Genomic DNA, 13,631 nt, shown 5'->3' on the forward strand with positions numbered 1-13,631 from the left:
TGTGCGCCATCGCATTCGCGACCTTGCAGAGCACAGCAGCCGGCGTGGCACGAACGAATTCAGATGTTGAACGTCATGCGGGAGCCTGGATGATCAGGATGCTTGTGGCGGGCTGCGACGATGACCGGTGTCTGCGCATTGCGCGGGCCATAGGGCGGCGCGGGCCGGTCAGGGTGGAGCTGACGCCGAGCTTCGACACTGCGCTGGGACTGCTTGAATGGCGCAGCTACGAACTGCTCGGAGCCTTCTATCATGCAGGGCTCGCAGCCGACTACGCCACCACGTGTGCGCTTCAAAGCATACAGCCGCAGCTGATCATGTTCGGGCGTGTCCTTCGGCAAGAGCGCGAGGCCTTGCATGACGCCATGACGAACGCAGGGCTGCCGATCCCCATCATTGTGGGTGAGCAGGGGGACGATGATCCCGCGCCTTTCTGGCGCTCCCTCGTGTCCAGTGTCATCGTCGGACCGTCGACGGCACGCCTGCTCGATGCGCATGCCGGGCACGTTCCACTACTGGAACAGCTCTGACTCCACGCAGAATGTGATCAGGTCCTGATCGGTCTTGGTGCCAAGCTTGCGCATCGCGCTGATCTTCTGCGTGCTGACGGTCTTGCTGCTGCGGTTCAGCCGCTTGGCGATGTCGCCCACGCTCAGGCCACTGGCGAACAGGCGGATCACCTCGAATTCGCGTGGAGAGAGCTGCGCTGCGGCCGGGATATCGCCGGCCTCCGGCAGGGCCTCGTCGCGCGGCAGTTCCGGCGAGCGGTAGATGCGTTGCGCCAGCAGCGCGCCGAGTGCCACGCTGAGCTCCTTCAGGTCGCCGCTTTTGCGCACCACGCCGCTGGCGCCCGCCCGATACATCGCAGCGATGATCGACGGGTTGGACACCATGGTCAGCATGAGCACCTTGCTGTCGGGGAAATTGCGCTGAAGGTAGGAGATCAGCTTGATGCCGTCGCCCAATGCGTCGTCGCCGGGCATGTTGTAGTCGGTGATGACGATGTCCGGCGCGTGTGCGAGCAGGAGCTCGACCAGCGATTCCGGGCTCTGCGCCTGCCCGACCAGCTCGAAGCGTGAATCGCGGTCGATCACCTCGCGTATGCCCGCCAGGACGATCGGGTGGTCATCGGCAATGACGATCCTTGTCTTCATGGAGTATCCCAAAACCGGTGGCAGTGTTCAGTGGACATCGGGCGTCTCCGCGGGCGCGCGCTCGATCCGTACCAGTGCGCGCTCCAGTTGGGTGATGAAGGTCTGGGTGGCGTCCCTGCAGTCATCGAGGGCGGCCCCGGCGGCGATTCTATCCTCGATCCGTTGGGCGTCGTCTACCAGCCGCTGTGCCGAGACCATCACCAAGGCGCCGCGAATGCGGTGCAGCATCTGCCGGACCTGGTCGGACTGATCGGCGTCGATGGCTGCGACCAGACCGAGCAGGTCCGTTCGCATCGTACCCAGGAACAGCGACCGTAGATGGGGGGGCACCGTGATGCCGTCGGTGCCCGCCAACGCGTCGGCAGCGTGCGATGCAGGAACGGGCTCCGCGACGGTGTTGCCGGTCGCGTCGCTGAGCGCTGCGGAGAGTGCCTGCAGCGAGATCGGCTTGACCAGGCAGCTGTCCATGCCGGCGGCAAGGCAACGATCGCGTTCCTCGGGAGACGCACTGGCGGTCGCGCCGATGATGGGTGCCTTCACACCCTGGTCGCGCAGGCGGCGCGTCAGCACGTAGCCATCGATATGCGGCATGTTGATGTCGGTCAATACCACATCGAAGTGCCGCTGTGCCCAGTAGCCCAGCGCCTCGTCGCCATCACTGGCGACCACTGCCTGGCAGCCCAGCTGCTCGAGTTGTTCGCGCAGGATCATCTGGTTGATCGGGTTGTCCTCGGCCACCAGGACCTGCAGGCCGAGGCCGCGCTGGAAGGGGAGCGATGCCCGTTCCTGCACCGTCGCCGGAGACCCGGTGGCCAGCAGCAGCGCTTCCACGATCGCGCCCAGGTTGTACATCGACACCACCCATCTGCCTTCGATCTGCTCGGGGTGGTCGCCCGCGTCGGTGCGCGCCTCCACGTGGGGTCCTTTCCAGGACCGGGTGGGGCCGTCCGGCATGACGTCCAGCATCGGCGTGTCGTCCGGATAGTGGCTGGCCAGTTCATCGGTGAAGGTCTGGGCGGTGGCGCCGCGCAGACGCAGCCGATCGCACAGATTGTCGGCGAGTTCGCGCGAGGGAGACCGCACGAACAGGGACAGCGCCGTGGCGAAGCGCGGCGCCGCCTCTGGTGGGTGCGGTGTGGTTTCCAGCGGTACCTCGACCGTGAAGCTGCTGCCCAGGCCGGCCTCGCTCACCACCTGCAGCGCGCCGCCCATCAGATGCGCGAGGTGGGCGCTGATTGCCAGACCAAGGCCGGTGCCCCGCATTGCATCCGCGCCTGGGTTGGCCTGGTAGAACGGTTCAAACAGCCGCGCCCGATGCTCCTGGGCGATGCCGATACCCGTGTCGGCGACCTGCCAGGCCACATGCGGCCGCCCGCCCTCGGGCGTCTGCATCCGCAGGCGGACCACGATGCGCCCGCCGTCGGTGAATTTGATGGCGTTGCTGACCAGGTTGTTGAGCACCTGGCGGATCCGGCTGGCATCGCCAATCACCTGTGTCGGGACATCGTCTTCCACGCACGCGTATAACTGCAGCCGCTTGCGCGACGCCGCGCCTGCGTAGGAGCGCATGACCTCCTCGGTGAGCTCGACGGGATTGAACGCGACCGGTTCCAGGGTCAGCTGCCCCGCCTCCGCCTTGGAGACGTCCAGGATGTCGCTGATCAATTGCATGAGGGTGGACGACGATCGCTGGATGGCGCCCACGTACTCCTGCTGGCGGCCGTCGAGCGGGGTGAGCCCGAGCAGCTCCAGCGTGCCGAGCACACCGTAGAGGGGCGTGCGGATTTCGTGGCTCATGGTGGCCAGGAACAGGCTCTTGGCGCGGTTGGCCTGGTCGGCGGCGGTGTGGGCCTGCTGCAGCACCTGCTCGGCCTCGTATTGCTTGGTGAGGTCGATGAACAGGCACAGCATGACGGACTCGCTGCGATACCGCGCCGGTGTCGCCGTGACCAGCAGATGGCGGCGATCGGGCGTGGTGTAGGACAGCCCCCCGGTACGCGGTCCGTCGGCGTCGGCCAACGCCGCGTCGCGCCAGGGTCCGTGCCAGCCCGGACTGTCCGGATGCTCGCCCAACCAGCTGCGGACCAATGTATTTTCCAGGATCACGGCGCCATCGCGCCTGCGCAGCAGGCAGAGGCCGATCGGTGCTGCGTCGAGCACGGTGCGGCTGAACGCCTCGCTTTCGAGGAGGCGCTCATGCTGCTCACGCAGCGGCTGCATCACTGCGCGCCGGTAGTTGCGCAGCAGCAGGATGCCCCCGAGGGCAAGCAGCAGCGCCGCGATCACGCTGCTGATCAGGGGGCCACGTGGCTGGCTCAACACGCGCGACCATGCAACCCGGTATTCGGCCTGCCAGCCTGAAGGCGTCCGCATGCGGTACACCAGCCCGTCGCGCGCGAAGCGGCGTGGCCGGGTCTCGGTGTCGGACACCGCAGGGCCGTACATCAGCCGGCCCTGCGGATTGATGATCGACAAGGTGTCGTAGATCGGCTCGCCGAGGACTTGTCGATGGTCATCGAGGCGATCCACGTCCAGCAGGCAGGCGATCGCCGGTTCGGCCGCGTCCTGCGGGTCTTTCCACGCGACGGCATCGTGCGGCGACTGCGCGATCGAGAGCATGCGCCGGTCTCCTGAGCGCAGCTTTCTCGGGAACCAGCCGATGTCGCCGCGTTGCAGCGATGCACTCGTTGCGATGCCGTGGACATAGCCGACCACCGGCTGCAGGGGAATGGCCGAGGCGTTGGCCGCATCGGCTTCGTCCACGCTCCAGGGCACCAGCAGTCCAATCGTTCCCGCCCCATTGACCAGCATGCAACGCGGCGAGGGATAGCGGGAGTCGGCCCAGAAGGCGCCATAGAAATTGGCGAGCCGCGCGCCGAGCGTCCACGCGCTGGCAGGGGGTACCGCGTCATCGTGCAACAGCGCGAACGGAATGTACCCCGGCGTCTTGCCACCGATGGAGCCCGGCGCGGGTGCCAACCCAGGCAACGGCCGTGGAGTCACGGCCACCTCGCCCACGGCCGGCATCAAGGTGTGTTGCTGCGCCCGCCAGCCACGCATGAACTGCTGCTGTTCCTCCACCGCGCCGGTCAGGCGCCGGAAGTGGAACTCGATCCTGTCCTGGTCCTGGCCCAGCATCTCCAGCGCGGCCGACAGCACCAGGCCACATTGCAGGGTAGCCAGCACCACGACGCCGATCAGCAGGCCATGCACCCGCAGGGAACGGCTCGCCAGTTGGCGGATGGGGTCGGCGTCGGCCGGCATGCGATTCCCTTCTGAGAGTGGGGGACAGCCAAACCGCCCGGCCGTGAAGGTGGTGGCGGGAATACCATCATCCTTGGGGGCGGGCGCGTAAAGAGTGCGTGAATTACCGAGGCTGCGGCGGCGAGTTCAATGCGGGGCGTGGGCGCCCGGCTGGCCCAGGCCTGCGCGATCATGCGCCGCCTTCTCCCGATCCAGCAGTGCCGCAAAGCTGTCTGCCGGTACCGCGCGCGAAATAAGGAACCCCTGGACCTGGTTGCAGCCCAGTTTGCGCAGGGTGGCCAGTTCCGCTTCGGTCTCCACCCCTTCGGCCACGATGTTCAGGCCGAGCTTGCTGCCCAGCGCGACCACCGTCGCCAGCGCGTTGCGCAGGGCCGGGTCGCGCGCGCATCCGCGCACCAGGGCGCGGTCGATCTTCACCTCGGTAAAAGGCGTATTGACCAGGTTGTGGACCGAGCTCAGCCCCTGCCCGAAGTCATCCTGGGCCAGGCCGAAGCCCTTCATGCGCAGTCGGCACGCACCGGCGTAGTAGTCGCTGACGTGATCGGTGGTGCTGGTTTCCATCAGCTCGAAGCACAGATCCGCCGCGGTGCCGCCCTGGTCGAGGGTGATCTCAAGCAGTTCGTCCGGCAGGTCGCGCTGCTCCAGCAGGTGCGGTGGCAGGTTGATCGAAATCGGAATGCGGAAGCCGAGGTCGCGCCATCGGGCCTGCGCCTGCACACTGGCTTTCAGGATATGGCGCAGCAGGGCCGCTTCCAGCCCGTGCCGTTCGACCAGCGGGAGGAAGCGTGCGGCCTCCTGCGTGCCCAGTTCGGGATGGCGCCAGCGCACCAGTGCTTCGGCGGCCACCACCAGACCCGAATCCAGCGATTTCTTGGGCTGGAACCAGGCCGTGATCTCGTCGTTGTCGATGGCCTGGAGCAGGCGCTCGCGTCCTGCCGAAAGCGGCGGTTCAACCCGGCGAGGCCCGGCGGCACTGTCACGGCGCGCCTGCCGAAGCAGTTCGATGAGCCCGGTGACGTCGCCCGGTGAGATCGGCTTGGCCAGGATGCCAAGCACGGTCAGGCCCAGCGACTCGGCCATCAGCCGGGCGGAGGCCATCATCCGCTGCGAGGCCGAGCTGACCAATGCCAGCATCGGGCGGTGTTCATGGCTGGCCAGGCTCTGGATGAACTGGATGCCATCGATGCCCGGCATCATCAGGTCGCTGACCACCAGGTCGTAGGGCGTCAGCTGGCACATCGCCACGGCATGCGCGGCGTCGCCGGACGTGTCCACTGCAACGCCCGGCACCGCGCTGAACATGTTGGCCAGGAAGCCGCGTTGGAACGGCTGGTCTTCGAGTATCAGCACGCGGTGGATGGTCATGGTGTGACTCCTCTGGTCAGTCCGGCAAGCGCATGACGCAAGGTGCTGATGTTGATGGGTTTGACCAGGTAACCGTCCATGCCGCCGGCCAGGCAGCGCTCGCGCTCCTCCGGGGTCGCATTCGCGGTGGCGCCGATGACCGTGAGACTGCTCCCCTGCTGGCGCAACTGCCGGATCAGCGCATGACCGCCCATGCCAGGCATGTTGATGTCGGTCAGCAACACGTCGAACGCGGCGGCATTGGCGCGGGCCAACGCTTCATGGCCATCGCTGGCGGTGATCACCGTGCACCCCAACGCCTCCAGCTGTTCCTTCAGGATGAGACGGTTGATCGGGTTGTCCTCGGCTACCAGTACATGCAGTCCGAGCGCATCGCGCGGCGGGGCGGCGGGCATCGCCAACGGGGACGGGTTGCCCTGCTGCAGCCGGGCGGCGGCATGGCCAATGGCGCGGATACTGAACAACGACACGATCAGCCGGTCCGGATGCAGCGGGTCGACTTCGGGGTGGTCGTCGGCGTCCGGGCAGGTGACCACGCGCGGGCCCGTCCAGTGCACGTCGATGCCGGACTTCGGGTCGCCGTCGACCAGGATCGCCCCGGCCTCCACGCCCGGATCGTCGGGGTTGTAGCGCTGCGCAGTGGCCCCCCAGCGCTGCAGCCACTTGCACGCGTTGTCCGTGAGTTCGGGCAGCGGCGTGCGCACATGGATCGGGGGGTAGGCCAGCAGCCGCGGCTCGCCGACCAGGGCATCGTCATTGCCGGCCACGTTCAACGGCAGCGTCATGGTGAAGCTGCTGCCCAGCCCTTTTTCGCTGACCAGGCGCAGCTCGCCGTTCATCAGCCGCACCAGGTGGTCGCTGATCGACAGCCCCAGCCCGGTACCGTCCTGGCGGTTCTGCCCCGTGACCTGGCGGAAGGGCTCGAACAACCGTGCCTGCTCCACGGCCGCGATACCGATGCCGGTATCGGTGACCTGCCAGCTGATCGAGGCGGTGCCGCCCTCGCGGGATACCTGGCGCACGCGCAGGAAGATGCGTCCGCTGTCGGTGAACTTGATCGCATTGCTGAGCAGGTTGCCCAGCACCTGGCGGATGCGGTCGGCATCGCCGATGACCTGGGCAGGCAGGCGCGGGTCGGTGCTGACCAGCACCTGCAGACCCTTGCGGCTTGCCGCCGCGGCGTAGGTGCGCAGGGTGTCCTCGGCCAGTGCCTGCGGCGAGAACGGTGCGGTGGCCAGGTTGAGCCGGCCGGATTCGATCTTGGACACATCCAGGATGTCGCTGATCAGTTGCAGCAGCACCGACGAGGACTGCTGGATCGTCTTCAGATAGCGCGCCTGGCGGCCATCCAGCGGCGTGTTGCCCAGCAGTTCGAGGGTACCCAGCACCCCGTACAGCGGCGTGCGGATCTCGTGGCTCATGGTGGCCACGAAAGCGCTCTTGGCCTGGCTGGCCTCGTCGGCCGACTGCTTGGCTGCCGACAGCGCCGCCTGGATCTGACGGTGCCGGCTGATGTCGCTGAACACGCACAGCAGTACGTCCGCGTCGTGGTAACGGGTAGCCGTGTACAGCACATGCAGCTGGCGTCCCTCATGCGTGGTGAAATCGGTACCGCGATGCAGCCGCGCCGGACGGGTGGCCATGTCGGCGGCGTGGCGCCAGCTGCCGACCCAGTCGCCGGCGGTGGTGTCGGCGCCCAGCCAGTCGCGTGCCAGCTGATTCTCGAGCATCACCTGGCCGCCATGACGGCGCAGCACGCACACGCCTACCGGCGCCATCTCGATCACGGTGCTGCCAAAGTCGAAGCTCTCCAGCATCTGGCGGTGCTGGTGGCGCGCGGGCTGGATCAGCTGTCGGTCGATGCGCCGCGTCAGCACCCGCAATGCCGCGACCGCACCGACGCACAGCAGCACGGTGACACCGATGTGCAGCGCCAGGTCGCCCAGCAGCAGCACCAGCGGCAGGTGGTAGACCAGCCGCCAGCCGTCCTGGCCAATGCCCTTGACCAGCGCCAGGCCCCGGGGCACGCCGTGCGACCACACAAAGGCGAACACGTCGTCCGGTCGCTCGCGCAGCCAGGCGTCGGGCACGCCTGCGCCGACCCGGTTCGAGAGCGCGCGTCGGCCCTGTCCGTCCAGCAGCACGAAATCGCCTACGCCCTTGCTGTTGACCACGCCGGAAATGGTGGACGAGTCCAGCGACAGCACCAGCCAATGCGCCGGCGCGGGGCCGTCTTCGGCAGCGCGATAAAGATAGATGCGGTTGGGCTTCTGCCTCGAGGCCAGCCAATACACCCGGTTGCTGGCGCCGGTGCCGGTGGCATGGACCTGCAGCAGGGCGGGGGTCAGCTCGGCGGGCGGCAGCGCCATCTGCGTGCGTGCGCCATGCAGCCACTGGCGGGGCGAACGCGGATCGTCGCCCACGTGGATCAGCTGTGCGCCGTAGTCGCCCAGCGTGCGTTCGGCGCGGTTGGACAAGAGCAGGCTCAGTTGCTGCCCGTCGCGGTCGCGTCCCAGCGGCAGGCGCTGCACCTCATCATCATCGTCGGCCGCGGCGCCGGCTGACGTGCGGTCGGCGCTGGAGGTCACCACCGAGTCGGCCAGGTAGTTGAGCAGCGCTTCGCGCTGGTCGAAGTACAGCTGCGCGCGGTAGGCGGCCGCATTCATTTCGCGGCGGTGCACCGAGACGTCTTCGCTCAGCTGCGCCAGCAGGTAGAAGCATGCGGTGCCGAGCAGGCAGACCAGCACGCACAGCGAGAGCCAGCGCAGCAGCACGGTGGCGGCCAGCACGGGCGCGTCGATCGGGTCGCGGCGGGAGAGGAGGCGTTGCATGCCGCGATCCTAGGAACAGCCTCCCCGACCGCACATCAGGCGCTTCTTAAAAGCGGGGCGTCGCTGCCTCCCGTTCAGGCTACTGAAATGCAGAGGCCCGCCAGATGGCGGGCCTCCTCAAGCGTAGAGCCACGCCCTGCGTGGCTTGCGGCCCGGTTACAGCGCGCTGCCGCCGAACTTGTGCGTGAACTGCAGGTTCAGCGTCCGCCCCACCGTGTCGAACCACGACACGTCGTAATACGGGTATGACGTATAGGTGGCGTCCTTCGGCGGCATCTTGTTGAAAAGGTTCACCACCGACAGCGACAAGCGCGAGTGGTCGTCGAAGCGGTACTGCACCGACAGGTTGTAGCGGTAGGTCGCCTTCATCCACGGGCTGTCGCCGCTGTCCGGGTCGAAGCTCTGGTCGTAGCTGTCGTAGGTGGGAAGCTTGCCCAGGCGCGAGCCGTACAGCGTGGTCGACCACGCCGCGTTCTCCCAGGTGAGGCTGGCGCTGGTCTTGGTGCGCGGAATGTCGAAGCCGCTGTTGACCGCGAACTGGTCCTCCACCACGTCGCCGGCGAACTGCTGGAAGTCATGGCGACGCACCCAGGTGTGGTTGCCGCTGAGGATGAAGTCGCCGATACCCGTGGTCAGCCGGTAGCGCAGGCCCACGTCGATGCCACTGGTGGTCTCGCGGGCGATGTTGATCGGGTTGACGTGCACCCCGTACAGGCGCCCGTCGTCGGTGCGCGTGACCCGGTTGATGGCATCCACGCAGGTCGGCGAACTGGCGTCGGCATCGCCCAGGCGGCAGGCCGCTTCATCGCGCAGGATGGTGCTCACGTCCATGTCCTGCACCTGGTCGCGCATGTCGATGTCGAACCAGTCCACCGACAGGTCCAGGCCCACCGCCGGCGACCAGACCAGGCCGGCGCTCCACGACGTGCTGGTTTCCGGATCGAGCTTGCGGTTGCCCTCGCGGGTGCGGATCAGGTTCTCTTCGTAATCCGAGCAGTCGTCCGCGCCGTCCACCGCGCAGGCGTAGTAGTCGTTGGCGCTGGTCTCGTCGTTGCCCGGGCCGGCATACACGTAGTGCAGATCCGGCGCGCGGAACGCGGTGCCGTATGAGCCGCGTACCAGCAGGCTGTCGATCGGGCGCCATTCGATGCCGCCGCTCCAGGTCGCCTTGCCGATCGTGTTGCCGGAGTAGCGGTACTGGTCGAAGCGGCCGGCCAGGCTCACATTGAGCGTGTCATGCAGCGGCAGGCGCAGTTCGGCGGCGGTGGCCCAGCGATTGCGGCTGCCGTGGCCGTCCGAGTCCTTCCAGCTGTAGTAGTAGTACTGCGTGGCCAGCGGATCGGGGTTCAGTGCGTAGGACTGATTGCCGAACTCGGCGGTGGCCGCGAAACCGGCCTTGCCGCCCGGCAGCTCGAACAGTTCGCCGTTGGTCAGGGTCAGTGCGGCCGTGTCGGTCCGCGACTTAGGCGTGTACGTGGTGCGCGCGGCGATCGAATCGTATTCGGCGCGGCTCAGCGGCTGGTACAGGCGCGCCGGGTCGGCGTTGTAGATCGGGAAGCCGTCGTCGTCCTCGCCCAGCTGCGGGCCCAGGAACAGGTCGTTGGCCTTGGACGCGATGATCTGCGGCCAGCGGATCGAGGACTGGTACTGCGAGTGGCTCAGCGACGCCTCGTAGTCCCACGCGGCGCCCAGCGACCCCTTGAAGCCGGTGGTGACGCTGAAGGTCTTCTGGGTGCTGCGGATCATGCCGTTGTTCAGCCCGCCCATTTCCTCCGGCGAGAACTGGCGCTGCCAGAACTCGACCTGGTCGGTGGCCTGGTTGTAGAAGTAGCCGTCCTCGTTGCCGTCGGCGGCCATGCGGCCCCACTGGGTCACGTCGCGCATCAGGGCGAGGTCGTGGTAGCCCAGCTGCACGTCGGCGAACCATTCCGCGCCGTTGTCGAAGGCGTAGCGCAGCGACGCGTAGCCGTTCGCGCCGCGGCGCTTGCTCAGGATCGTGCCGTAGCCGATCGAGCGGTCGCTGCCGCAGTAGAAGCCGTAGCGCGGGCGCTCGGCGTAATAGGTGCTGCCCTTGTTCTGGCCGGCCAGCGCATCGCAGGTGGCCTGGCCCGGGTCCAGGTAGTCGTCGTTGTAGTCGGTGCGCAGATACGCGCGTCGCGCGGCTCGCGCGCTTTCGGTAGGTGCGTCCAGGGTGGAGTCCTGCTGCGCGCGCTGGTAGGCCCAGAGCGGCGTCTGCGACTGCAGTTCCACGCTGTACACCGCGCTGAAGCGCCCGGCATCGAAGCCGCTGGAAACGCTCATGTCGAACGACTCGCCACCGCCTTCGGTGGTGGTGCCCATGCGCACGTCGACGGTGGTGCCATCGACCTGCTTCTTCAGGATGAAGTTGACCACGCCGGCGATGGCGTCCGAGCCATAGATCGCCGAGGCGCTGCCGGTCAGCACTTCAATGCGGTCGATCATGCCCAGCGGAATGTTGGAGACGTCGGTGAAGTTGCTGCGGCCCTGGAACGGCATCGGGAAGTCGGCGATGCGCCGGCCGTTGACCAGCACCAGGGTGTGGTTCGGGCCCAGTCCGCGCAGGTCGACCTGCTGCGCGCCCGGCGAGAAGTCGGCGCCACTGGCCGACTGCTGGCTCTGGGTCTCACCGCCGTTCTGGGTCATCGAGCGCAGCACGTCCGGCACGCTGGTGAAGCCGCTGGCCTGGATCTGCTCGGCGGTGATCACGGTCACCGGGGCGGGCCCTTCGACCTGCGCGCGCGCGATGCGCGAGCCGGTCACCTGCACCGTGTCCAGCTGCTGCACCCCGGGGGCGGCCGGGGCCTGGGCGGCCGCCGTTGCGGCCACACCCATCAACGCCAGCTGGATCGACCACGCCATCGCCTGTTTACGCATGAGAATTCTCAAGAAGAAAGAAGGCCTCAAGGGAGGCCAAGACCCCCATTCACATTCGGTGAACGGACGGCGCGCATTTAACGCCTTTTTTACGCAGTTCACCACTGCGCCATCTTCAGGAATGTCCTGGAACCGATTTCGGGCCATAACCGCCTCCGTGCATGCCTTCTGACCGATGCTGTTCGACCTGCACCGCGGTCATCATGGGAGCTTCATTCACCACCCGGTCATCGCCATGCTCCGCCGATCCGCGTTCCTGCTTTCCCTGTGCCTGCTCAGCCCACTCGCCCTGGCTGCCGAACCGGTGCTGGTCATTCACGGCGGGGCAGGGGTGCAGCGCAAGGACCTGTCGCCGGCCGAGGAGGCTGCTGCGCGTGCGGCGCTCCGCCAGGCGTTGATCCGGGGGCACCAGGCGCTGGCAGCCGGCAAGCCGGCACTGGACGCGGTCACCGCGGCCATCACCGTCCTTGAGGACGATCCCACTTTCAATGCCGGCAAGGGCGCGGTGTTCACCCACGAGGGGCGCAATGAGCTGGATGCCTCGCTCATGGACGGTGCCAGCCTCAAGGCAGGCGCGGTGGCCGGCGTGCAGCGCGTGCGCAACCCCATCCTGCTCGCCCAGGCGGTGATGCAGCAGTCGCCGCACGTGATGCTGGTGGGGCAGGGCGCCGAGTCCTTCGCCGCCAGCCAGGGCATCCCGTTGGTGGACCCTGCCTACTTCCGCACCGAAAAGCGCTGGCAGCAGCTGCAGAAGGCACTGAAGGAGGAGGCCAGCGGCCAGGCCCACACCGACCTGGAGACCGCGCGCCATTTCGGCACCGTGGGCGCCGTCGCGCTGGACGCCCAGGGCCACCTGGCGGCCGGCACCTCCACCGGCGGCATGACCAACAAGCGCTATGGACGGGTAGGCGACTCGCCGATCATCGGTGCGGGCACCTACGCCAATGCCACCTGCGCGGTGTCGGGTACCGGCTGGGGCGAGTACTACATCCGCACCGCGGCCGCGTACGATATCTGTGCACGCATGCAGTACCTGCAGCAGAGTCCTGCCGAGGCGGGGCGTGCGGTGATCAACGAGCGCATTCCCGCACTGGGCGGCGACGGCGGTGCGATCGTGCTGTCAGCAAGTGGCATTGCCGCGACTCCGTTCAACACCCAGGGCATGTATCGCGGCTGGATCGGCACCGACGGCGTGCCGCATGTGGCGATCTTTGCCGATGAAACGCTGGCCATGCCGGGCGAATAACCCGCTCGCTGGGGGCGATTCGCGATTCGCGTGAAAAAATTGAAAAAGGTTGTTGACAGAACCCGCATTCACCCCCAAAATTCACGGCTCTTCCACCCCACACCGAAAACGCTTCGGCGCCAAGGGACAGGGTGGTAAGGAGGGATACCCAAGCGGCCAACGGGGGCAGACTGTAAATCTGCTGGCTTACGCCTTCGGTGGTTCGAATCCACCTCCCTCCACCAGTTTCAATGTTGTGGCAAGAGCTTCCGATGCGGGAGTAGTTCAATGGTAGAACCTCAGCCTTCCAAGCTGATGGTGCGGGTTCGATCCCCGTCTCCCGCTCCATTGAATGAATTTGAAAATCTTCAAATTCGTGCCATAATAGAAAACTCGCTCACGTAGCTCAGTCGGTAGAGCACCTCCTTGGTAAGGAGGAGGTCGAAGGTTCGATTCCTTTCGTGAGCACCATCTAAGTGCTACCCATTCAGACGATTTCGAGATAAGCAGCCATGGCCAAGGGTAAGTTCGAGCGCACCAAGCCGCACGTCAACGTCGGCACCATCGGTCACGTCGACCACGGCAAGACCACGCTGACCGCCGCACTGACCAAGATCGGTGCCGAGCGCTTCGGTGGCGAGTTCAAGGATTACTCCGCGATCGACGCCGCGCCGGAAGAAAAGGCCCGTGGCATCACGATCTCGACCGCACACGTCGAATACGAATCCGAAAACCGTCACTACGCCCACGTCGATTGCCCGGGCCATGCTGACTACGTCAAGAACATGATCACCGGTGCTGCCCAGATGGACGGCGCGATCCTGGTCTGTTCGGCCGCTGACGGCCCGATGCCGCAGACCCGCGAGCACATCCTGCTGTCGCGTCAGGTCGGCGTGC

8 protein-coding genes and 3 tRNA genes are annotated in these 13,631 nt (G+C 66.8%); 6 read left to right on the plus strand and 5 right to left on the minus strand.

All coding sequences use genetic code 11. The annotated features are described in order from the left end of the window. Positions 1–89: 89 nt before the first annotated feature. Positions 90–530 (plus strand): hypothetical protein, encoded by a 441-nt coding sequence (locus ACOZHM_RS19060; RefSeq protein ID WP_421570875.1) that lies wholly within the window; start codon positions 90–92, stop codon positions 528–530. Here ACOZHM_RS19060 and ACOZHM_RS19065 read toward each other — a convergent pair. The 5 genes from ACOZHM_RS19065 to ACOZHM_RS19085 form a co-directional block, all read right to left on the minus strand. After that, positions 513–1,154, minus strand: coding sequence for a response regulator (locus ACOZHM_RS19065; RefSeq protein WP_421570876.1), 642 nt, complete (start codon positions 1,152–1,154; stop codon positions 513–515). The two genes, ACOZHM_RS19060 and ACOZHM_RS19065, sit on opposite strands and share 18 nt — an antisense overlap. A gap of 27 nt (positions 1,155–1,181) precedes the next feature. Then, complete coding sequence (locus tag ACOZHM_RS19070; protein WP_421570877.1) at positions 1,182–4,418, minus strand: response regulator; 3,237 nt, start codon at positions 4,416–4,418, stop codon at positions 1,182–1,184. Between the two features lie 126 nt (positions 4,419–4,544). Further along, positions 4,545–5,783 carry an EAL domain-containing response regulator gene (locus tag ACOZHM_RS19075; RefSeq protein WP_421570878.1) on the minus strand — a complete coding sequence of 413 codons (1,239 nt, stop codon included), beginning with the start codon at positions 5,781–5,783 and terminating at the stop codon, positions 4,545–4,547. Further along, positions 5,780–8,614, minus strand: coding sequence for a response regulator (locus ACOZHM_RS19080; protein ID WP_421570879.1), 2,835 nt, complete (start codon positions 8,612–8,614; stop codon positions 5,780–5,782). Before ACOZHM_RS19080 ends, ACOZHM_RS19075 begins: the two co-directional genes overlap by 4 nt. A gap of 156 nt (positions 8,615–8,770) precedes the next feature. After that, complete coding sequence (locus tag ACOZHM_RS19085; RefSeq protein WP_421570881.1) at positions 8,771–11,509, minus strand: TonB-dependent receptor plug domain-containing protein; 2,739 nt, start codon at positions 11,507–11,509, stop codon at positions 8,771–8,773. Between the two features lie 235 nt (positions 11,510–11,744). On the opposite strand from ACOZHM_RS19085, the gene ACOZHM_RS19090 reads away from it, so the two are divergent. The 5 genes from ACOZHM_RS19090 to ACOZHM_RS19110 all read left to right on the plus strand — a co-directional run. After that, positions 11,745–12,755: an isoaspartyl peptidase/L-asparaginase family protein gene (locus ACOZHM_RS19090; protein ID WP_421570883.1), complete on the plus strand. Its 1,011-nt coding sequence runs from the start codon at positions 11,745–11,747 to the stop codon at positions 12,753–12,755. Positions 12,756–12,893: 138 nt separating this feature from the next. Further along, a tRNA-Tyr gene (locus tag ACOZHM_RS19095) sits at positions 12,894–12,979 on the plus strand. Between the two features lie 29 nt (positions 12,980–13,008). Beyond that, positions 13,009–13,082, plus strand: a tRNA-Gly gene (locus tag ACOZHM_RS19100). Between the two features lie 47 nt (positions 13,083–13,129). Then, positions 13,130–13,205 (plus strand) — tRNA-Thr (locus ACOZHM_RS19105). 41 nt (positions 13,206–13,246) lie between these two features. Beyond that, on the plus strand, positions 13,247–13,631 hold a 385-nt coding region (locus tag ACOZHM_RS19110), incomplete at its 3' end, for a GTP-binding protein (RefSeq protein WP_421570884.1).

This window comes from Stenotrophomonas sp. PD6 (assembly GCF_049199305.1).
Classification (GTDB): Bacteria; Pseudomonadota; Gammaproteobacteria; order Xanthomonadales; family Xanthomonadaceae; genus Stenotrophomonas.

Bases quoted from the DNA above. Each gene is read 5' to 3' on its own strand.
- ACOZHM_RS19060 (WP_421570875.1), top strand. From the start codon at position 90: ATGATCAGGATGCTTGTGGCGGGCTGCGACGATGACCGGTGTCTGCGC.
- ACOZHM_RS19065 (WP_421570876.1), bottom strand. From the start codon at position 1,154: ATGAAGACAAGGATCGTCATTGCCGATGACCACCCGATCGTCCTGGCG.
- ACOZHM_RS19070 (WP_421570877.1), bottom strand. From the start codon at position 4,418: ATGCCGGCCGACGCCGACCCCATCCGCCAACTGGCGAGCCGTTCCCTG.
- ACOZHM_RS19075 (WP_421570878.1), bottom strand. From the start codon at position 5,783: ATGACCATCCACCGCGTGCTGATACTCGAAGACCAGCCGTTCCAACGC.
- ACOZHM_RS19080 (WP_421570879.1), bottom strand. From the start codon at position 8,614: ATGCAACGCCTCCTCTCCCGCCGCGACCCGATCGACGCGCCCGTGCTG.
- ACOZHM_RS19085 (WP_421570881.1), bottom strand. From the start codon at position 11,509: ATGCGTAAACAGGCGATGGCGTGGTCGATCCAGCTGGCGTTGATGGGT.
- ACOZHM_RS19090 (WP_421570883.1), top strand. From the start codon at position 11,745: ATGCTCCGCCGATCCGCGTTCCTGCTTTCCCTGTGCCTGCTCAGCCCA.